The sequence below is a fragment of the Nonomuraea sp. NPDC048826 genome (assembly GCF_043198225.1).
Taxonomy (GTDB): Bacteria; Actinomycetota; Actinomycetes; order Streptosporangiales; family Streptosporangiaceae; genus Nonomuraea.
In genome coordinates, this window is sequence record NZ_JBICUQ010000002.1 from 376,091 (window position 1) to 396,359 (window position 20,269).

Here is a 20,269-nt window from a genome sequence, read left to right on the forward strand (position 1 = left end):
CCTGCACGACGGGGGCTGTTAGACAGGGGCAGCGGTCGCTCAGCCAGCGGAACGGTGGTCCCCCCATGCAGCAGTCCGTCCTCACCACAGTCATGCTCCCCGCCGCCCTCGCACTGATCATGTTCGGGCTGGGCCTGTCCCTCACCCTCGGCGACTTCGCCCGGGTGGCGACCCGCCCGAAAGCCGTCCTCGTGGCCCTGGTCGCCCAGGTGCTCGTGCTCCCGGCCGCCTGCTTCGGGCTGGTCGTGCTGTTCGGGCTGGATCCGCTGCTGGCCGTCGGCATGATGCTGCTCGCCGCCTCGCCCGGCGGGACGACCGCCAACCTCTACAGCCACCTGTTCGGCGGCGACGTCGCGCTGAACATCACCCTCACGGCCGTCAACTCGGTGCTGGCCGCCTTCACCCTGCCCGTGGTGGTCAACCTGTCGCTCAACCACTTCATGGGCGACGGGCAGGACATCGGCCTGCAGGCCGACAAGGTGGTGCAGGTCTTCGCCATCGTCCTGGTTCCGGTCGCGATCGGCATGCTGGTACGGCGGCTCAGCGTGCGGTTCGCCGACCGGATGGACAAGCCGGTCAGGATCCTGTCGGCGCTGGTGCTGGCCGCGGTCATCATCGGGGCGATCGTCCAGGAGCGGGAGCGGCTGGGCGGCTACATCGCCGCCGTGGGCCTGGTGGCGCTGCTGTTCAGCGTGATCAGCCTGACCGTGGGCTACTGGCTGCCCCGGCTGTTCAAGGTGGAACGGCGGCAGGCCATCGCCTCCGGCATGGAGATCGGCATCCACAACAGCACCCTCGCGATCACCATCGCGCTGAGCCCCTCGCTGCTGAACAACTCGACCATGGCGGTGCCGCCCGCCGTCTACGGGGTGCTGATGTTCGGCACCACGCTCGCCTTCGGCTATCTCGTACGCCGCCGCGCCGACGTGGCCGAACCCGGCGACCGGCAACCGGCCGAGACCTGAGCCGTCCCCTGAGTTGTCCCCTGAGTTGTCACCCGCGCGGGCGACCGGAGGTCAGCCCACGGAGGGACGCTGACGAGCGAGGCTCGATCCTAGCTTTACGGCATGCTCACCGATCCAGTGACCTTCCGCCGGACAGCAGCCGGCCTGCTGCTCATCGTCGCCCCGCTCCTCCAGGCCATCGCCGTCTTCATCGACCCGGGCACCTGGGGCGACGAACGCGAGGCCGTCAGCTTCGGGGACAACCCGGTGCTCGCTCAGCTCCAGTCGGTCCTCTACCACTGGAGCTGGATCTTCATGGCGCTGGCGGCCCTCGGACTGGTCCACCTGACCCGGCACAGGGCGACCGTGTTCGGCCACATCGCCGGGGCCGTCACCGTCGTCGGCTACATCTCCGCCTCGGCCCTGCTCATGGGCGACCCCATCGAGTGGTGGCTGGGTCAGCGGTACGCGCCCGAGGAGGCGCAGCGCATCACGGAGGAGATGCTCGGCCTGCCCGGCGTCATCTGGGGCTTCCAGATGCCGTGGATGTTCTTCGCGATCCTCGGCCTGCCCCTGCTCGTCGTGGCGGTGTGGCGGGCCGGGTTCGTCAGCTGGTGGGTGCCCGCCCTGGTGGCCGCGGGATGCCTGCTGACCCTCCCGTTCCCGTACGGGCCGATCACCGCGATCCTGTGGGTCATGGCCGTCGTCGGGCTCGGCTGGACCGGGCTCAAGATCCTGCGCATGGGGGACGAGGCGTGGGCGGCGTACTACGCGGCGCCGGCGACCGCCCGGGTGAACGCCTGAACGGATCGGTGAAGGGCGGAGACGACGGTCCCCGCGATCTCGCCGCCGTCGGTGGCCCTCGTCAGGGGACACGGCTCGACAGCGGGCGTCTCCGCCCTTCCGGCCCCTGGGAGTCAGGACCTTCCCGCGAAGCGCCACCTCGCGGATACGTACGTTAACCCTCCACTGACCGCGCGGTCTGTGGAGGATTACGCAGAACGGCTCACGCCTTCACGGAGAGCTGGGACGGCACCGGAGGCAGCATGTGGACCCGGGCCGCGCCGATGTCGAAATACAGCCCCACCAGCTTCAGCCGGCCCTCGCGGACCTGCTCGTCGACCCGCCGGTAGGTGCGCAGGTTCTCCAGCTGCTGCTGCACGTTCACCTGGCAGAGCAGGTCGAGCGCGTCGTCGCCGATCCGGTCGCCCGCCGTGTCGATGAACCTGGCCAGGCTGTGGTTGCCGTGCCGCAGCCAGCGCCGCATCGCCGGCAGGCTGCCCGCCATCACCCCGCCGCTCAGCAGGCCGGCCATCGCCCCGCAGCCCGAGTGACCGCACACCGTGATCGTGTGCACGCCCAGCACCTGCGTCGCGTACTCGATCGCGGCCCCCATCGAGTCGTCGTGCGGCTCGGACCCGCGGCGCGGCACCAGGTTGCCGATGTTGCGCACGGTGAACAGGTCGCCGGGACCGCTGGCGGTGATCAGACTGGGCACGATCCTCGAGTCCGCGCACGTGATGAACAGATGCGTGGGCTGCTGCTTGCGCGCCAGCTCGGTGAAGATCGGCCGCACCAGCGGCGCCGTACGCCGGTGGAACTCCCGCGCGCCCTCGGTCAGCAGGCAGTCGTCGGGGGCGGTGGTGCCGTGCGGCATCAGCCGCCGCGCGGTGCGGGGACGGCGGTGCGCCCACGGCAGCCACGACCGGTCGGGCCCGTGCGACGGCGTCTTGGCCGGATACATGCGCACCCCGCTGGCCGCCATCGCGTACCACTCGTCGTGCAGCTCGTCGATGTCGACCGTGCCGCCGAGCCGCTCGTGGTCCAGCCGCCAGGCGTGGATCGCCTCGAAGGCGGCGTTGTCCATGAAGTCGATGTTCAGGTCCAGGTCCACCGCCACCCCGGTGGGGATGGCGCGCAGCTCGTGGGTCAGCCTCGGCACGCCGAGGAACGTGAGCGAGCCGGAGATCGTCGCGTGGTAGCGGCCGTCGGGCTGCCGCCGCGTCCGCACCGTCACCCACGTCAGCCTGCGCAACGCCATCAGCGCCGCCAGCGCCAGCCCGAACAGCACCCCCTCGGCCAGCCCGAGCAGGATCACCGCCGCCATCGTCACGATGTAGACCGGCACCTCGCCGTGCCCGTGGACCTTGCGCACATGGCCCAGGTTGACCATCTGCACGCCGATGAACACCAGCAGCGCCGCCAGCGCCTCCACCGGGATCAGCTGGATCGACCACCCGAACCCGACCGCGAACACCAGCACCCACACCCCGTGCATCACTGTCGAGGCGCGGCTCCTGGCGCCCGCCCGCGCGTTGGTGGTGCTCCGCACGATCACGCCCGCCAGCGGCAGGCCGCCCAGTGCCCCGGACACCATGTTGGCCACGCCCTGCCCGGTCAGCTCCTGGTCCAGGTCGGCGCGCGGCCCGGTGTGCATGCTGTCGACCGCCACCGAGCACAGCAGCGACTCCACCCCGGCCAGCAGCGCCACCAGCAGCACCGACGCCACGATCAGATGCCCGTCACCCTGCGGCAGCACCGGGAACGTCCACTCGGTGAACGCGCCGGACAGGTCGATGCGGGTGACGTCCCAGCCGAACGCCCACGCGGTGACCGCGGCGGCCAGCAGCGCGGCCAGCGGCGCCGGCACCGCCCTGACCTGCTTGGGCAGCCGCACCCAGACCGCGAGCACCGCGATCGTCAGCAGGCCCACCGCGATCTTGTGCCCGTGCAGCTCGGCGAGCTGGCCGGGCAGCTCGACCAGGTTGGCCAGCGCCGACCGCTGCGGGCTGCCGCCGAGCACCACGTGCAGCTGCGACAGCGCGATCACCACGCCCACCCCGGCCAGCATGCCGTGCACGACCGCGGGGGAGACCGCCAGCGCCGCCCGGGCCGCCCTGAACACCCCCAGCACGAGCTGCACCGCCCCCGCCAGCAGGGTGATCATGCAGGTGGCCCGCCAGCCGTAGGTCTGCACCAGGTCGGCCACCACCAGCGACAGGCCGGCCGCGGGCCCGCTCACCTGGACGGCCGAGCCGCCCAGCGCGCCCCCGACCACCCCGCCCACCACGGCGGCGATCAGCCCCGACGCGAGCGGGGCTCCGGAGGCCATCGCGACGCCCAGCGACAAGGGGACCGCGACGAGGAAGACCACGATCGAGGCGGGCAGGTCATGACGGAGCGTGCTCAGCACATGACTCTTCGTGATGCGGGACATGCGCAAAACCCTAGCGGGACCCGCCCCGTCCTGAGGCGCCCGCGTGGGGTTTTACGGATTCCTGCCCGCGCCCCGCCGCCGGGTCAGCGGTAGTAGTCGGGGAACTCCTGCTCGGGCGTGGTGCGCCGGTGACCGTTGCGGCCGTCGGTCGCGTCGTACGGGTCGACGCCGTAACCGGCGTTCGCCGGAGGGGCCGGCCAGGCCGGCTGGGAGGCGGCCGGGCTGGTGAAGTCGCCGGTCTCGTACGCGATCGACTGCGGCGTCGGCGCGGCCATCGGCGTGGACGGCATGGGCGTCGGCGCCGACAGCACGTCGTCGTACACCGGGGCGGGCCTGGCGGACGCCGCCGGGGCGCTCGCGGGGGAGGGCCCGGTCAGCGGGTCGGAGTCGTCGGCCACGGCCCAGCCGGCGCGGACCTCGTAGGAGGAGCGATACGGCTGCTGCTGCTCCTGGAAGGCCGGCCAGGAGCCGCTCGGGCCGCCGGGCGCCGGGTCGTCGAGGATGTCGGGCGAGGCGGCGGGCCAGCCGCCCGACGCGGTCGCGGCAGGCTGGGCCGGCCAGGAACCGCCCTGGCCGCCGGTGGCGGAGCCGCCGTTGTAGGCGGGGAACGGGTCGCTCGTCGGCGCGCCGTTGATCGGCGCGGGCGGCACGGCGGGGAAGGAGCCGCTGGAGGCGGGGTCGACCGCGGCGAAGGAGCCGCTGGCCGTACGGGAGCCGCCGACGGGCTGCTGGGAGCCGTTCTGGGCGGGCATGGGGCCGGTGGCGCGCAGCGCGTCGGGGCGCGGCGACGGCACCGGCTGGGCGCCCGCGCCGAGGATGCTCATCACGTCGGACGTGGGCGCCGCGAACGTGACCGTGCGCTGGTCGGCGAGATCGGAGGCCGAAGGGGCCGGGCGGGGCTGCACCGGCTCCACCAGGTCGGCCAGGCTGCTGGAGGCGGCGGCCGGGCTCGGCGCCTTCGCCGGCCGCTGGGGCAGCGGGGCCTGCACGGTGGCCGCGTTGGGGTCGACGACCGGAGCGGGCCTGGGGCGTCGCGGAGCGGGCCGCTGGGCGGGGCGGGTGGTGTCGGAGGCGCGATCCGCGGCGGCGGGCTCACGCTCGGCGGGCCGGGACGCGGCCTTGCGCGCCGCGACCGTGCCGCCCGCGCCGAAACCGCCCTCCTCGGCGTCGCTGCGGATGTTGGCCCAGAACTCTTCGTCGTCCTCGTCGGAACGCGGGTTGCCCCACTCGTCGACCCCCCGCTTGCCACGCTGACCGGTGCGGACCGGTTTGGGCTTCGGCTCGTCGATGGGGCTGAAGTCAGGGCTGAACTTGGTCATCTTGGGCTCATGGTTGGCGAACTCGTCCGTCGAGCGGGTCTTCGTCCGCTCCTCCTTCTCGGCCATCTCCTTCAGCCGTTCCGGAGGAAGAGAGCTCTCCCGGCGGTTCATCGAACGCATGCCCAGTGCCACGACGACAAGCACGAGGAGCACAACAGCGACCAAGCTCACCACGACCGCAGTCATTGCACCACCCTCAAAGCCATGGCCTGCCTTCGGCACCGGTGAGATCGCGCGGCCATCGACGCGACCTGCCCCCTTTGATCACCAGCACCTAACAATTGGATCTGATTCTGTCGGACCACGACGAGCGTTGTCACACCCTAAGTGAAGAATTGGTAACCAGAACTACGCTCCGTGTCATCCGGCTCACTCGATGTTCACCGCCGTGAGCCGTCCGCGGGCGATGGTCAGGTCCGCGATCCTTCTCAGGACCTCGGAGAGGGAGGCGCCCTCCTGAACCTCGACCTTCCCCTTCAGCGTGTAGACGCTGAAGCGGTAGGTGCCCTTGGACACGCAAGGAGGTTCGTAGCCCGCCTTGCCGCTGGTCACCGTGGCCTGACCGGACCCCTCGGGCGGGCTCTCGGCGGCGTTGGGACCGAGCTCCGTCGTGGTGGCCGGGATGTTGTAAAGCACCCAGTAGACACCGGACGACTCGGCGGAGTTGGAGTCGACGACGATCGCCACGGTCGCGGCCTCGTCCAGAGGCCGGCTCGACCAGCGCAGCGGCGGACTGCCCTGGGCCCCCTGACACGAGAACTGCCGCGGCAGCGGCCTGCCCTCGCGCAGATCGGGGCTGGAGACGTTGATCCGGGCGATCTCCTGCGCCTCGGACGTGCCGATGATGGTGCCGCATCCGGACACGGCGAGCGCCGACGCCACCGCCGTCCCAATGACGGCGGCACGTCGCACGCGCCTTGTCCTGTTACACAGCCCCATGCCGCACGATGCTACGCGCGTCTCGGGCATGCGCCGACCGTTTCGCGAGGGTCGGTCGATGGTAAAGCCCGGGAAATCCACCCCAATCGGAGCTTCGGACCGCGAGAAGGCGGCCGGGGGCGTGGCTTTCGTCCTCCCCGGGCCGTCGGCCCCGTGGCGAGACGGGGACCTTCCCGAGATCACCGTCCGGCGTCTCCGCACCCTCCCCGGCCTGCCGCTTCTCCATCCCGGCCCGGCAGTGCCGCAGGACCGCCCGCCCGCCGGTATTTGGGACGACCGGGCGCCGCCGGGGGCGGGCGACGCACTCCGGTCGCCCGTGTCACCACCCCCGGCGCGCGCCCGGAAAAAACCCGGCACGCCAGCTCGCCCTCACCCACCCCACCGGACGACGCGGCCACGCCCCTCCGCGTTACTCGCCGCGCCATCGACACGTGCGGCGCCATCGACCGGACCGGCCTGACGCACCCTCCGCCTCCCGCGGCCGCACTCCCGCCTGACGGCGCCCGGACCGTCTGAACACGCTTTCCGCATCCATGGCCGCCCCCTGCCCGACGGCCGATCGGACCCGCCCTCACTTCCTCTACCTTGCTCCCGACCTGCGCCTCTGTGGGGCCGGCTGCACTCTCCGCCTCCCCGGCCGACGGCCGACCGGGCACTCCTGGGCGTCCTCACTTCCTCTGCCGCGCTCCCGACCCGGACTCGCCCTCACTTACGTTGCCGCACTCGCTACCTGCGCCTACACGGGACCGCACGCACGCCGCCCCGACTCCCCAGCCGCCACCGAACCTCCAGACGGTCGCGGCGCGGAGATCGTCACGGGCACAGGACGTGAGTCTTGGTCACGTACGGGTCACCGACGACGCCGCAGCAACGCCCGGGAAGCGGAAGCAGCCCCGCCACCTCGAACGCGACGGCGGGGCAGGACCCGTACGAGCTGAATGAGATCATTCACCCGTGGCGCCGGAAGACCCGGATCGCCAGCGGCGCGAACACCACCATGAACCCCGCCGCCCACAGCAGCGAGATCAGCGCGGGCTGGGCCACCTCGCCGCCGATCAGCAGGCCGCGGATCGCGTCGGACAGATGCGTCACCGGGTTGACCTGGGCCCACGCCGCCAGCCAGCCGGGGAACGTGTCAGGGTTGACCAGCGCGCTGCTGGTGAAGGTCAGCGGCATCATCACCGAGAAGGAGAACATCTGCACCTTCTCCGGGTTGGACGCCGTCAGCCCGATCAGCACCGACATCCACGCCATGGCCAGCGCCACCACCACGAGCAGCGCCAGCGCCCCCAGCAGCCCGGCCACCCCGGTCGTCACCCGGAACCCCAGCACCATGCCGAACCCGACGAGCAGCGCGAACGCCCACACCTGCTTGAACGTGTCGGCGATGATGCGGCCCGCCAGCGGCGCGGACCGCGCGATCGGCAGGCTGCGGAGCCGGTCGAAGACGCCCTTGGTGATGTCGGTGTTGAGACCGATGGCCGTGGACAGGGTGTAGAACAGGGCGTTCTGCACCAGCAGGCCGGGCAGCGCGAACTGCAGGTAGTCGCCCGTCGAGCCGGAGATCGCGCCGCCGAACACGTAGGTGAACAGCAGCAGGAACATGATCGGCTGGATGCTCAGGTCGAGCAGCTCCCACGGGTTGTGCTTGATCTGCACCAGGCTCCGCCAGGCCAGCGTCAGCGTCTGGCTCACCGTGGCCCCGGCGCTCACCCGCTTGGGCGGGGCCGGCAACGTCATCGTGGTCACGCGTAGACCTCCTCGCCGTCGGCGGCCGGCTCCTCGGCGCGGTGCCCGGTCAACGCCAGGAACACCTCGTCGAGGCTGGACTTGCGCAGCGTCAGCTCCGAGGCGACGATCCCCAGGTCGTCGAGGCGGCGCACGATCGCGGGCACCACGGCGGGGTCGCGCACGGACGCCGTCAGCCGCCCTCCCGACACCTCAGGAGCCGCGCCCACGATCTCCTCGACCACCGCCGACACCAGCGGCACCTGGTGGTCGGCGGCCGGTCGCACCTCCAGCACCTGGGCGCCGGTCGTGGCCTTCAGCTCGTCGGACGTGCCCGAGGCGATCACCTTGCCGTGGTCGAACACCACGATGTCGTCGGCGAGCTGATCGGCCTCCTCCAGGTATTGCGTGGTCAGCAGCACGGTCACGCCGTCGGCCATCAACCCCCGCACGACCTCCCACAACTCGGTACGGCTGCGCGGGTCGAGACCCGTCGTCGGCTCGTCCAGGAACAGCACCTGCGGACTGCCCACCAGGCTCGCCGCCAGGTCGAGCCGCCTGCGCATGCCTCCGGAGTACGTCTTCGCCGCCCGGCCCCCGGCCTCGGCCAGGTCGAACCGCTCCAGCAGGGCCGCCGCCCGGCTCCGCGCCTCACCCCTGGACAGGCCCAGCAGCCGGCCGATCATCACCAGGTTCTCGACCCCGGTCAGCATCTCGTCGACCGCCGCGTACTGACCCGTCAGCCCGATCAGCGAGCGCACCTGGTGGGCCTGGCTCGTCACGTCGTACCCGAGCACCGACGCCCGGCCCGCGTCGGGAGCGAGCAGCGTCGCCAGGACACGCACGGCGGTGGTCTTGCCGGCTCCGTTGGGGCCGAGCACACCGAGCAGCCGGCCGGGCGGCACGGCCAGGTCGACGCCGTCGAGCGCCCTGGTCTCGCCATAGCGTTTGACCAAGCCTTCGGCTTCTATCGCATAGGGATTCCCTGTCATGGAACCACTCTGCCCGACCCCACCGACAACCTCCGGGCGTGGAGCCGGACACCGCTGACAGATCGGCGATATGCCGCGCCCCATAAGCTGGCCTTGTGACGTCATCAGGTCCTTTGCGTGACCCCGCCAACCGCGTCTCGTCCCGAGCCCGCGGGCTCTGGTTGCTGGAGGCGCTGTTCGGGTTCGTGCTGCTGGTGGGCGGGTCGGTGCTGGTCGCCGCCTGGGTCGGGGGCAGCGGGTGGTGGTGGGTGCCCGACTGGTTCGCCGCCCGGCCGTGGCTGCTGCCGGTCACGGTGGCGGCCCTGACCACGCCGTTCCTGGTGGCGGAGCCGTTCGTGCGGTACGCGGTGCACCGGTGGGAGTTGTCCGGCGACGTCGTCTACGCCCGCCAGGGCTTCCTGACCAGGGAATGGGTGTTCGTGCCCGTCAGCCGCATCCAGACCGTCGACAAGGGGCAGGGGTGGATGGAACGGCTGCTCGGGCTGGCGACGCTGGAGATCCGCACCGCCTCCCACGCCGGATCCTCGACGATCAAGGGCCTGGACCTCCGCGTGGCGGCGGAGCTGGCGGAGGCGCTGGCACGCCGGGCCGAGCAGCTCAGGGACGACGCGACATGACCGAACCCGCCGACCACCCGCCCCTCCCGCCCGCCGGGGTGGAGCAGCGCCCGCCAGGGCCCTTCTCGGTGCCGCTGCGGCTGAGCCCCAAAGTGCTGCTCATCGACCCCGTACGGATGCTGCCCTCGCTGCTGGTGCCGCTGATCGGCGTGCTCGTGGTGGGCGGCTTCTCCACCAGGTCCTACCTGTGGGCGGCGATCGGCCTGGTCGGGACCGTGGTGTTCGCCCTCATCCGCTGGGCCACCTTCACGTACCACGTCACCGGCGACCGGGTGGAGATCAAGCGCTCGCTCATCAGCCGCTCGATCCGCACCATCCCGCTGGAACGGGTACGCGGCGTCGACGTCTCCACCCCGCCCATGCACCGCCTCCTCGGCCTGGCCGTCCTGAAGATCGACACGGGCGCGAGCGGCGGCGACGGCGAGGCCACCCTCGACGGCGTCACCGTCCAGGAGGCCGACCGGCTCAAACCCCTCCTGCTGCGCCGGTCCCGCACCGCCCCCGACGCCCGCCCCGCCGAGGAGGGCCCCGCCGTCGCGGGACCGTCCGAGCGGGTCATCTTCGCCGTCCCGCGCACATGGCTGCTGTACGGGCCGCTTTCCGGCGCGTACCTCCTGACCCCGTTCGCGCTCGCCGGCGGCGTCGTCGGCCTGGCCTTCCAGTGGGGCGACGAACTCGGCTTCGGCAGGGAGGCCGCCTGGAACGTCGGGGAGTGGCTGTGGGAGCGCCCGTCGCTGCTGGTGGCCACCGTGCTCCTGCTGGTGGCGGCGATGCCGATCGCGGGCGGTGTCATGTACGCGGTCTTCAACTGGGACTTCCGGCTCAAGCGGCGCGACGGCTACCTCGTGGCCGAGCGCGGGCTGATCAACCGGCGCAGCGTGTCGCTGGAGTCCAGCCGGGTGCGCGGCTACGAGATCGTCGACGGCCTCGCCGAACGCTGGGCCGGCGTCGTCCGGGCCTGGGCCATCGTCACCGGTCTGGGCGACTCCGAGACCCGCGGGCAGCTCCTGCCCGTGGTCCCGCGCGCCGACGCCACGGCGGTCACCGGCGAGGCCATCGGGCCCTACCGGGCCGACCTGCGCCCCCACCCGCCGATCGCCCGCAACCGCCGCCTGTTCAGGGCCGTCGCCCCGTGGCTGATCCTGGCCGCGCTGTCCGGGCTGCTGCTCGTGCTGACCGAGCTGTCCGTGTGGTGGGTGCTGCTCGTGGCCGCCCTCGTCCTGGCCGCCCTCGGCGTCCCCCTCGGGCTCGACCGCTACCGCTCCCTCGGCCACGGCTACGACGGCGAGCGGGTGGCGGTCCGCTCGGGTTCGCTCAGGCGGTCGATGGCGGTGGTCGAACGGCGCGCCGTGGTGGGCTGGCACCTCCGCCAGACCTGGTTCCAGCGCCGGGCGGGCGTTCTCACCCTGACGGTGGGATCCGGCGCCGGGAAGGGTGGCTACTCGGCCATCGACGTCTCCGAAGCCCAGGCCAGAGACTTCCCCGCCGAAGTCACCCCCGAATGGCTGGCCCCCTTCCTCAGCCCCGGCCCCACCTCGCAGACCCTGCCGGGGCAAGCCTCCGAGTCGGGTCAGCGGGTGCCGCCGGAGGGAACTCCACCGGTCTTGCACACTCCGCCGGGCCCGCACCTTCCGCCGGGCCCGCACACTCGGCAGGGCCCGCATACTCGGCCGGTCCAGGGTGCCGCGTCGGTCCAGGACACCTCGTCGGTCCAGGACACCTCGTCGGACGAGGGCGCCGCGCCGGACCAGGGCGCCGCGCCGGACCAGGGCGCCGCGCCGGAGCGGCGTACCTCCTCCGATCCGCAGCCACCCGGCCTCCAGACCCCGCCGGATCAGCACACTCCACCTGCCTGACCCCAGGCCCGGCGGGCTCGGCCCGGCTCCGGCTCCGGCTTTCACAGGACCGGGCTCTTGAATTCAGCGCGGCTTCGACTTCAGATGCCCGCGGCCGACGTCACCCCACATCATCAGCTGTCACCCGCCGGCGGGTGCGGGACGGTTGAGGCGGATCATCGCCCGGTACAGGGCGCAGCGGTGGATGCGGATGAGCGCTCCCCGTTCCAGAGCTGACACGGTCTCTCGTCAGGTCTGGCGGGAAGCGCTCGTCCGGAATCGTGGGGTCAGTCCTGGCGGCGGGCGCCGAACATGATCTCGTCCCAGGTCGGGACGGAGGCGCGGCGGCCACGTGAACCCTTGCGCGACTGCCGGGCCGGGGCGGGCTTGGGCGCGGGCGTCGGCGCGGGAGGCTCCTCCTTGGCCGGAGAGTCCTGCCTGGCCTGGTCGTCCTTGCTCGTCCGAGCCGCGGGCACCGCCTTGCCGGGCTTGGGCTGAGGCTTGGGCCCGCCCCCGGACGGTTCCGGCCCGGCTGCCTTCTTCTCGGGCGCTTGGGCCGTCTCCTGTACGGGTGAGGCCTCGTTCTCCTTGCGCGCGGCGGCGGGAGCTTCGGGCACCGGGGGACTCGCGGCCTCGGCGGCAGGCGCCGGACTCGTCGACTCCTCGGCCGAAGTGTCGTCGGCCTGGTCCTGGGCCGGCGCGTCGGCCTTCGCGGGCTCCGGCGCGCTGACGGCGGCCGCCGGAGCCTCGACCGAGGACTCGGCGGCGGCGTCGACCGAGGACTCGCCCACTTCGGCGGTCACGCTGTCAGCGGTGGCCTCGCCGGTCGTGTCAGCGGTGGCCTCGCCGGTCGTGGTGGTCGGGCTGTCGGCGGTGGACTCGCCGGTCGTGGCAGCGGGCTCGGTGGTGACGCCGTCTGCGGGCGTGGCACGGTCCGCGGCGACGGGCTCGGCAGTCCTCTCGCTCGCGGCGGTCCCGCCGTCCGCGGCGACGGGCTCGGCGGTGACGCTGTCCTCGGCGGCGGTTTCCTCGTCCTGCGTGGCTCGGTCGGTGACCGGCTCGGTGTGGACGGGTTCGGTGGTGACGCCCTCCACGGCAGCGGTGGGGGCTGAGGCTTCGGCGGCGGTCTCCGCAGGCTGAGGCGTGGGCGCCGTGGACTGCACGGGCGGGGCCTCGGGCTGCTCAACCGGTGTCGTCGCCTGCTCAGCCGGTGCTGTCGTCTGCTGAGCCGGTGCCGTCGTCTGCTCGGCAGGCGCCGGTGTCTGCGTGGGCGGTGCCGCCTGGGGCTGGACCGTTTCCACGGGCTCTACGGCGGTCGCCTCGGCCGTCGGGGCCTGCACGTCCTCGGTGGTGGTGGGCGGGGCAGGCTGCTCGGGCTGACGGACGGGCTCCCGCACCGGGGCGGACGCCTCGCCGGCAGGCGGACCGGTCGGGGCAGGGGTGGGCGCCTCGACAGTGGACGGCCGCGTCACCGCCTCCGCAGCCGATGGCGCCGTGGACGCCACGGGCGGCGGCGCGATGTTCTCCCGCTGCGACGCGGTCGCCGGAGCGGTGTCGACGCGCGCCTGCCAGGCGAGCCGGTCACCCGAGGACGCGGCAGGACGGGCCGGCTCAGGCCGGGGGGCGACGGTCCGGTCGGGGTCCTGGGCAGGCCGGGGAGCGACGCTGCGGTCAGGGTCCGGGCCGGGTCGAGGGGCGACGGGCCGGTCAGGGGCCTGGGCGGGTCGAGAGGCGACGGTCCGGTCGGGGTCCGGGCCGGGGCGTCCGTGGTCAGGCTGCGGGGCGGGCGGGCGGTCGCGGTCGTCCGCCGGCGCGTAGAAAGGCTGCGGGCGGGTCGGGCCGAGGTCCGGGAGCCAGGGGGAAGGCCCGCGGCGGTTGTCGTCGCGGGCGGGCGGCGCCGGAGCGGGGTCGAAGGCCGTCGGCGGCAGGTCGACGGGCAGCTCGCGGGCCGGCGGGCCGTAGCCGACCGCCGGCTCCTCGGGCTCGGGTTCCTGCCTGATGACGGACGGGAACGGCAGCGGGTCGGACGCCAGCGGCGGCACCGGCTGCAGCTTGGCCACGCGGGGCGTGAACGGGGTGACCGTGGTGTCCTCCACCACGGGATCCGGGTCGAAGTCGGCCGACGACAGGCGGTGGGCCTCGTCGTCGTGCGGGGTCACGTGGCGGCGGCGGGGGTCGAAGAGCCATTCGGCGTGGCGCGTGTGACCGTTCCACACGTAGCCGAGCTTGACCCGCCACAGGCCGTCGTCGCGCTTGGCGGAGTCCCAGTCGATCTCGTCGGTGGGCACGCCGCGCCTGGTGAGGCGCTCGGCGACCAGCTCGCCCAGGGTCGGACCGGTCGCGGACTCGCCGGGCATGCGGACGGTGACGCGCTGCGCCTGCTGGGCGACGTACTCACGCTCCTGGAGCACCGGCCCTTCGAACCAGCGGACGCGCTCGACCGGGATGCCGGCCGTGGCGGCGATCTCTTCCGCGGTCTCCCCGGCTCGGATGCGGGCCTGGATCTCCTTGGGGCGCAACGGACTCTCCACTTCGATCTCGTACTGGCCGAGACGGGAGAAGTTGCCACGGACGGCAGCACGGAGCCGGTCGTCCACAGGAAGAGTGAAGCGCGTGCCCCGCCCGGCAGTAGCCAGCACGAGATAGGTGCCGTCCTCACTCACCGCGACGAGTCGGAGCTCCTGCATGCGAGTCCCTTCGTCAGCGTCGCCATTCTTCCCCCGGACCCTTGAGTCTCTCGCGTGTGCCGGTTGCCTGCCAGCACCGTACCCGGCATGTCCGAACATCGCCTTGCTGGGATAGCCCCGGGGCGTTGTGACGCCCGTCACATTTGAGGATTCCATCCTTTCAGAGCCCGCCGTCGCGCAGGAGGAGGTTAGACGTCCTCGTTGGATTCTGGCGAATCGGTTCGCGATCCGTGACCCGGGAGCCGGGACGGACGGCAGGACTGGGCGGCGAGGCGATGACGGCGATGACGGCGATGGCCGCGGGGATGATTGGGGCCGCGGCTGCGTACACGGAGGGCAGGCCGGAACGTCGGGGCACGAGCGACGAGGTTGCCCCCTGAACCGGCCGCGCGGACGGCCGGACACGCGCAGCCGCCCATTCGCACGACGGTTCTTTACCTGGCGTTAGGAACCCAGCACCTGTTCCAGGTAGGCGTTGCCGAAGAGGCGGTCCGGGTCGAGGCGGTCGCGCAGGGCCACGAAGTCGGCGAATCGCGGGTAGACGCCCGAAAGGTACGCGGCGTCCCTGGTGTGCAGCTTGCCCCAGTGAGGCCGGCCGCCCAGCCTGGTCATGATCTCCTCGACGCCCTCGAAGTACGCCGGGTTCGGGGTCTGACGGTAGACGTGGCAGGCCACGTACGCGGTCGGTCTGCCGTACGCGGTCGACAGCCAGGCGTCGCTCGGCGGCGTCACCCGCACCTCGACCGGGAAGGTGATCTTCCAGTCCATCCGCTCGACCAGGTCACGCGTCTCACGCAGCGCCTGCCCGAGCTTCTCGCGCGGGATCGCGTACTCCGTCTCCAGGAAGCGCACGTCCCGTCGCGCGGTGAAGATCTTGTACGAGGTGTCGACGGACTCGGAGTCACCCAGGGCGGCGGCGCTGACGGCGTTGATCCGGGGGATCAGGTCAGGGAAGCGCGCCCCGGCCGCGCACGCGGCGCCGAACACGGTGTTCTCCAGGAACACCGCGTCCAGCCAGTGCCGGAAGGCGCCCTGCGGGGCGGGCGGCCCCGGATGCCGGTTGTTGGTCTTGACCAGGCACGCGTCGGTGTGCGGCAGCCAGAAGAAGTCCAGGTGCTCGTTCTGGCCGGTGAGGTCGTCGAGCGAGTCGAGTATGCGGCTGAGCGGCATCCGCCTGCGCCGGTTGTGCAGCAGGAACGCCGGCTCCACCCGGAACGTCACCGCCGTCACCACGCCGAGCGCGCCCAGCCCGACCCGGGCGGCGTCGAACAGGTCCTCGCCCGGCGAGGCGGTGACCAGCGAGCCGTCGGCCAGCACCAGCTCCAGCCCGGTCACCTGGTCGGCCAGGCCGCCGCTGTCCCTGCCGGTGCCGTGGGTGCCCGTCTGGATGGCGCCGGAGATCGTCTGCTCGGTGATGTCGCCCATGTTGGCCAGGGCCAGGCCGCGCTCGCCGAGCAGCGCGTTGAGCGTCTTGAGCGGGGTGCCGGCGAGCACCGTGACCTGGTCGCCGGCCCACGAGCGGACCCCGGTGAGCTTGTCCGGGCGCAGCAGCATGCCGTCGGTGAGGGCCACCCCGGTGAAGGAGTGGCCCGTTCCGGCCATGCGCAGCCGCCGCCCGCCCGCCGCAGCGTCCCGGACGGCGCGCGCCACGTCGTCGGCCGAGGCCGGGGTGCGCACCTCGGCGGGGGAGCAGGTCTGGTTGCCTGCCCAGTTGGTGAACGCCATGAGGAGTGTTCTCCCTGGCTAGAGCGTCGTTCCGTCAAACGTGAACGATACTCACTGTTCCCAGCCCTCAGGTAGCGGGAACACGTCACCGGCCTTGAGGTTCTCGCTCTTGATGATCTCGTCGACCGTCACCAGATGGTAGCCGTTGCGCTGGAGCGTCTTGATGATCGACGGCATCGCGTCGACCGTCTGCTTCACCCAGTCGTGCATGAGGACGATGCTGTTGCTCTTGGCGACCGCCAGGGTCTGCTTCTTGATCTTCTCTTCGTCCTTCGACTCCCAGTCGCGCGACCCGCCGGTCCACAGGATGATCGGCATGTCGAACTCGACCGCGATGTCCTGCACCTGCAGGTCCGAGAGTCCGTACGGAGGACGCAGCAGCTTGGGCTCGACCCCGGCCGCCTTCTTGATCGCGTCGTTGGTCTTCTTGATCTCGTTGCGGATCGTGGCCTCGGTCGACTTGGTGAAGTCGGGGTGCGAGTAGCTGTGGTTGCCGATCGCGTGCCCCTCCTTCACCATCCGCTTGACGTAGGCGGGGCGGCTCTTCACGTACTGGCCCTCAAGGAAGAACGTGGCCTTGGCGTCGTACTTCTTCAAGGTGTCCAGCAGTTTGCCCGCGTACTTGCCCGGTCCGTCGTCGAAGGTCAGCGCGACGCACTTCACCTGCGTGCAGTCGACCTCCTTCGTCTTGGGCGCGGCGACCGCGGGGGCGGGAGCCGCCATCACCGCAACTGCCGCGATGGCCAGAAGTGAAGTCAAATGTCGGGACATAACTGATGTTTCCAATGTGAAGGGTGATGCGAGGGATGTCCCGACGGTATCGGATCAGCTCTCCGCCGGTGAAGGCGCTTCGGGAAGTCTCAGCAAACCCGAACCTCCCACGCCCACCACGACCGCGAGCAACGCGCACGCCAGCGAGAACCCGTACGCGTTGGACGCGCCGACCAGTTCGGTGAGCCGCCCGCCCGCCCACGCGCCGATCGCCACGCCGAACCCGATCGAGGTCGAGATCCACGCCATGCCCTCGGTGAGCAGCGACGGCGGCACCAGCCGCTCGGTCAGCGAGAAGCCGGTGATGAGCGTCGGCGAGATGGCCAGCCCGGCCACGAAGAGCGCGATCGCCATGACCCGCACGTCCCCGACGAACATGATCGGCAGCAGCCCCACCCCGAACACGCCGAGCGCCCGGACGAACCGGCCGCGCAGCGAGATCCGCCAGTGCCGCGACCCGAACCAGAGCCCCGAGACCATCGACCCGCCCGCGAACGCGGCCAGCAGGAACCCGGAGGCGCCCTTGACCCCGTGCGCGTCGGCGAAGGCCACCGTGATCAGGTCGACCGAGCCGAAGACCGCGCCGAGGCTCAGGTAGACGCACGACAGCAGGGCGATGCCGGGGATGAGGATCGGGGTGCCGCCCGCCGCGCGGACGGGCTGCACCGGCGGCTGGGTGCGCCGCTGCAGGGCCAGCGCGATCGACCCGGCGAACATGGCCACCAGCGCCACGGTCAGCCCGGCGTACAGGTTCACGGCCGTGGCCAGCACGGTCACCAGCGCCGGACCGGTGACGAAGATCACCTCGTCGGCGACGGACTCGAAGGCGAACGCGGTGTGCAGCTTGGCCGACCCGCCGTGCAGGTGGGACCAGCGCGCCCGGACCATCGACCCCAGCGACAGCGAGGTGGCGCCGACCAGCAGCGCGGTGGCGTACAGGGTCCATTCGGGCAGCCGCAGCCCGGCGCTGGCCATGAGCGCGACCAGCGCGATCGCGTTGATCACGGCGAACGGCACGATGACCCGGCCCTGGCCGAACCGGTCCGTGAGCCGCCCGGACAGCGGGGCGGCGACGGCGAAGGCGACGCTGCAGACCCCGGACACCGCGCCGGCCAGCGCGAACGATCCGGTGAGCCCCTGGACCAGCAGCACGATGCCGATGCCGAGCATGGACATCGGCATCCGGCCGAAGAACCCGGCCAGCACGAATCCCTTGACGCCGGGCCCGTTGAACAACCCCCGGTAAGGCCCGACCATGTCATTCTCTCCTTACGTGTGCTGGCACAACTTCTCGCATCGTCTGTCCGGATGGCAACAGATTTCTCGGCGAGTGGGTTAACGTGTCCCGCGTGTCCGGTCTTCCCTCACTGCGCGCCGTGTTGCTCATGGTCGCCACGGTGCTCGCGGTGACGATCGCGGCCGGCGGTGTGGTGCTGATGCTGGGTGAAGACCCGTTCACCGGAGCGGCCCCCCAGGAAAAGATAGAACGTCGGACCGAGCGCCAGACCACCGGGCTCGACCGGCTCGTCCCCACCGCGCCCCCGACGGCCGCCCCCGTGCGGGAGTTCGGCGAGGGCGGCGCGGGCGTCACGCCCACCCCGCCGCGCGTGCTCGCCATCGCGCCCGCCGAGGTGTCGAAGCAGACCCGCTTCGCGCTGTCGGCGCTCAAGCACGTGCAGAAGGCCATCGTGGTCGACGCCGGTTCGGTCAAGGTCGCCGGTACGGGGCTCAACCTGCTCGCGGTCGACCAGACCGACTTCCGCTCCTGGACACCCCAGGCCGTCGCCGGCCACCCCGGCGTGTGGAGCGCGCTGGCCAGGGGCGAGTTCGTGGCCGACGCGGCGGCCGTGCGCAAGTACGGGCTCACGCTCGGCGCCTACTACCAGGTGGACGGCGGACCCCGGCTGCGGCTGGCCGCCTCCGCGCCGCTCGGCCTGACCGGGGTCGACGCGCTCGTCGGCGCTGAGCTGGGCCGCACACTCGGGCTGGCCCGCGGCGTCGCGGTGCTGCTGCACGGCAAGGAAGGCAAGATCAGCGAGGCTGGCGTGCGCAAGACGCTCGGCTCGGGCGCCCAGATCGTCATGCTCGACGCCGACCGGCGCGAGCGGAAGCGGCCCAAGCAGGCCACCGTCACCACCGGCAGGCCCGGCAGCTATCTGGAGCTCTACAAGCAGGCGGCCACCCGCTGCCCCGGCCTGTCGTGGACCGTGCTGGCGGCCATCGGCCAGGTGGAGAGCGGCCACGGCCGCAACAACGGCCCGTCGAGCGCGGGCGCGCTCGGGCCGATGCAGTTCATGCCCGCCACCTGGAAGGCCTACGGCGTCGACGGTGACGGCGACGGCAAGAAGGACATCTGGAGCCCGTACGACGCCGTGCCGGGAGCCGCCGCGTACCTGTGCGCCACCGGCGCCGGCCAGGGCGGCGAGAAGCTGCGCAAGGCCGTCTGGCACTACAACCACTCGTGGGACTACGTGAACAAGGTGCTCGGCATCGCCGACGCCTACGCCCGCTCCTACGCCTGAGCGGACGCCGGGGCCGGACGGCGCTTCGGCGCCGGGCAGCAGGTGAGCGGGCAGGGCGTCGGCTCGGGCTCGTCCATCAGCTCGCGCACCATCCGCACGAACGCCGGGTGGGTGCCGGCCGTGGCCGCCCGCTCCATCGGCAGCCCGCGCTCCCCGGCCACCTGCCTGGCCTCGGTGTCGAGGTCGTAGACGACCTCCATGTGGTCGGAGACGAACCCGATCGGCACCAGCACCACGGCCTTGGCGTCGAGCTCGCGCAGGTGGTCGCAGACGTCCGGCTCCAGCCACGGCACCTGCGGCGGGCCGCTGCGCGACTGCCACACCAGGTCCCACGGCAGGGTGCGGCCCAGCGCCTCGTTGACCAGCTCGGCCGTGCGGCGCAGCTGCGCCTCGTACAGGCCGCCCGACGGCCCGGCGGTCTCGGCCATCGAGACGGGGATGCTGTGGGCGGTGAACACCAGCCGGACGTCGTCGCGGCCGGCCCGGTCGCCGATCCGCTCCAGGGCCTGCCGGGTGTGGTCGGCCATGGCCGCCACGAACCCGGGATGGTCGCCGTAGTGGCGCAGCTTGACCAGCTCGGGGCCGCCGTCGAAGGAGATCCTGGCGATGTCCTCGTAGTACTGGCGGCAGCTGGAGTAGCCCGCGTAGGCGGAGGTGGCGAAGACCGCGGCCTTGCGCACCCCGTCGGCGGCCATCTCGCGCACGGTGTCCTCGCCGAACGGCCGCCAGTTGCGGTTGCCCCAGTAGACCGGCACGCCCGCCACCTGCCGCAGCGCCTCGACCAGCGCGCGGTTCTGCCCGTTGATCGGGCTGACGCCGCCGAAGCTCTGATAGTGCTCGGCGACCTCCAGCAGCCGCTCGCGCGGGACGCCCCGGCCGCGCACCACGTTCTCCAGGAAGGGCATCACGTCGTCGGGACCCTCCGGACCGCCGAACGACAGCACCAGCAACGCGTCATAATCTGCCACGTGAA

15 protein-coding genes are annotated in these 20,269 nt (G+C 72.1%); 5 read left to right on the forward strand and 10 right to left on the reverse strand.

Annotated features, from left to right (window positions below):
- Positions 1–65: 65 nt before the first annotated feature.
- Positions 66–965, forward strand: coding sequence for a bile acid:sodium symporter family protein (locus ACGFI7_RS07485; protein ID WP_393400420.1), 900 nt, complete (start codon positions 66–68; stop codon positions 963–965).
- Between the two features lie 102 nt (positions 966–1,067).
- Positions 1,068–1,748 carry a hypothetical protein gene (locus ACGFI7_RS07490; RefSeq protein ID WP_393400423.1) on the forward strand — a complete coding sequence of 227 codons (681 nt, stop codon included), beginning with the start codon at positions 1,068–1,070 and terminating at the stop codon, positions 1,746–1,748.
- A gap of 202 nt (positions 1,749–1,950) precedes the next feature.
- Here ACGFI7_RS07490 and ACGFI7_RS07495 read toward each other — a convergent pair whose 3' ends face one another.
- From ACGFI7_RS07495 to ACGFI7_RS07515, 5 genes are all read right to left on the reverse strand, one after another.
- Positions 1,951–4,161 carry a SulP family inorganic anion transporter gene (locus ACGFI7_RS07495; RefSeq protein ID WP_393400426.1) on the reverse strand — a complete coding sequence of 737 codons (2,211 nt, stop codon included), beginning with the start codon at positions 4,159–4,161 and terminating at the stop codon, positions 1,951–1,953.
- 83 nt (positions 4,162–4,244) lie between these two features.
- Positions 4,245–5,624, reverse strand: a complete 1,380-nt coding sequence (locus ACGFI7_RS07500; RefSeq protein WP_393400429.1) for a hypothetical protein — start codon at positions 5,622–5,624, stop codon at positions 4,245–4,247.
- Between the two features lie 225 nt (positions 5,625–5,849).
- On the reverse strand, positions 5,850–6,392 hold the full coding sequence (locus ACGFI7_RS07505; RefSeq protein WP_393400432.1) for a YbhB/YbcL family Raf kinase inhibitor-like protein: 543 nt from the start codon (positions 6,390–6,392) through the stop codon (positions 5,850–5,852).
- Between the two features lie 975 nt (positions 6,393–7,367).
- Positions 7,368–8,159 (reverse strand): ABC transporter permease, encoded by a 792-nt coding sequence (locus ACGFI7_RS07510; RefSeq protein WP_393401877.1) that lies wholly within the window; start codon positions 8,157–8,159, stop codon positions 7,368–7,370.
- 5 nt (positions 8,160–8,164) lie between these two features.
- Positions 8,165–9,139 carry an ATP-binding cassette domain-containing protein gene (locus ACGFI7_RS07515; RefSeq protein WP_393400435.1) on the reverse strand — a complete coding sequence of 325 codons (975 nt, stop codon included), beginning with the start codon at positions 9,137–9,139 and terminating at the stop codon, positions 8,165–8,167.
- A 95-nt stretch (positions 9,140–9,234) separates the two neighbouring features.
- On the opposite strand from ACGFI7_RS07515, the gene ACGFI7_RS07520 reads away from it, so the two are divergent.
- Complete coding sequence (locus ACGFI7_RS07520; protein WP_393400438.1) at positions 9,235–9,756, forward strand: PH domain-containing protein; 522 nt, start codon at positions 9,235–9,237, stop codon at positions 9,754–9,756.
- Positions 9,753–11,612 (forward strand): PH domain-containing protein, encoded by a 1,860-nt coding sequence (locus ACGFI7_RS07525; protein ID WP_393400441.1) that lies wholly within the window; start codon positions 9,753–9,755, stop codon positions 11,610–11,612. The genes ACGFI7_RS07520 and ACGFI7_RS07525 overlap by 4 nt, the downstream gene beginning before the upstream one ends.
- A gap of 266 nt (positions 11,613–11,878) precedes the next feature.
- Here ACGFI7_RS07525 and sepH read toward each other — a convergent pair whose 3' ends face one another.
- The 4 genes from sepH to ACGFI7_RS07545 form a co-directional block, all read right to left on the reverse strand.
- Positions 11,879–14,278, reverse strand: a complete 2,400-nt coding sequence (sepH, locus tag ACGFI7_RS07530) for a septation protein SepH (RefSeq protein ID WP_393400444.1) — start codon at positions 14,276–14,278, stop codon at positions 11,879–11,881.
- A gap of 444 nt (positions 14,279–14,722) precedes the next feature.
- Positions 14,723–16,003 (reverse strand): D-arabinono-1,4-lactone oxidase, encoded by a 1,281-nt coding sequence (locus ACGFI7_RS07535; RefSeq protein WP_393400447.1) that lies wholly within the window; start codon positions 16,001–16,003, stop codon positions 14,723–14,725.
- Positions 16,004–16,054: 51 nt separating this feature from the next.
- A complete protein-coding gene (locus ACGFI7_RS07540; RefSeq protein WP_393400449.1) occupies positions 16,055–16,762 on the reverse strand; it encodes a polysaccharide deacetylase family protein in 708 nt (235 codons plus the stop codon).
- 66 nt (positions 16,763–16,828) lie between these two features.
- A complete protein-coding gene (locus ACGFI7_RS07545) occupies positions 16,829–18,031 on the reverse strand; it encodes an MFS transporter (RefSeq protein ID WP_393400451.1) in 1,203 nt (400 codons plus the stop codon).
- 92 nt (positions 18,032–18,123) lie between these two features.
- On the opposite strand from ACGFI7_RS07545, the gene ACGFI7_RS07550 reads away from it, so the two are divergent.
- Positions 18,124–19,296 (forward strand): lytic transglycosylase domain-containing protein, encoded by a 1,173-nt coding sequence (locus ACGFI7_RS07550; RefSeq protein WP_393400453.1) that lies wholly within the window; start codon positions 18,124–18,126, stop codon positions 19,294–19,296.
- Here the strand turns inward: ACGFI7_RS07550 and ACGFI7_RS07555 are convergent.
- Positions 19,287–20,264, reverse strand: coding sequence for a ferrochelatase (locus ACGFI7_RS07555; protein ID WP_393400456.1), 978 nt, complete (start codon positions 20,262–20,264; stop codon positions 19,287–19,289). The genes ACGFI7_RS07550 and ACGFI7_RS07555 overlap by 10 nt on opposite strands.
- Between the last annotated feature and the right edge of the window lie 5 nt (positions 20,265–20,269).

Bases quoted from the DNA above. Each gene is read 5' to 3' on its own strand.
- ACGFI7_RS07485 (WP_393400420.1), top strand. From the start codon at position 66: ATGCAGCAGTCCGTCCTCACCACAGTCATGCTCCCCGCCGCCCTCGCA.
- ACGFI7_RS07490 (WP_393400423.1), top strand. From the start codon at position 1,068: ATGCTCACCGATCCAGTGACCTTCCGCCGGACAGCAGCCGGCCTGCTG.
- ACGFI7_RS07495 (WP_393400426.1), bottom strand. From the start codon at position 4,161: ATGTCCCGCATCACGAAGAGTCATGTGCTGAGCACGCTCCGTCATGAC.
- ACGFI7_RS07510 (WP_393401877.1), bottom strand. From the start codon at position 8,159: ATGACGTTGCCGGCCCCGCCCAAGCGGGTGAGCGCCGGGGCCACGGTG.
- ACGFI7_RS07515 (WP_393400435.1), bottom strand. From the start codon at position 9,139: ATGACAGGGAATCCCTATGCGATAGAAGCCGAAGGCTTGGTCAAACGC.
- ACGFI7_RS07525 (WP_393400441.1), top strand. From the start codon at position 9,753: ATGACCGAACCCGCCGACCACCCGCCCCTCCCGCCCGCCGGGGTGGAG.
- sepH (WP_393400444.1), bottom strand. From the start codon at position 14,278: ATGCAGGAGCTCCGACTCGTCGCGGTGAGTGAGGACGGCACCTATCTC.
- ACGFI7_RS07535 (WP_393400447.1), bottom strand. From the start codon at position 16,003: ATGGCGTTCACCAACTGGGCAGGCAACCAGACCTGCTCCCCCGCCGAG.
- ACGFI7_RS07545 (WP_393400451.1), bottom strand. From the start codon at position 18,031: ATGGTCGGGCCTTACCGGGGGTTGTTCAACGGGCCCGGCGTCAAGGGA.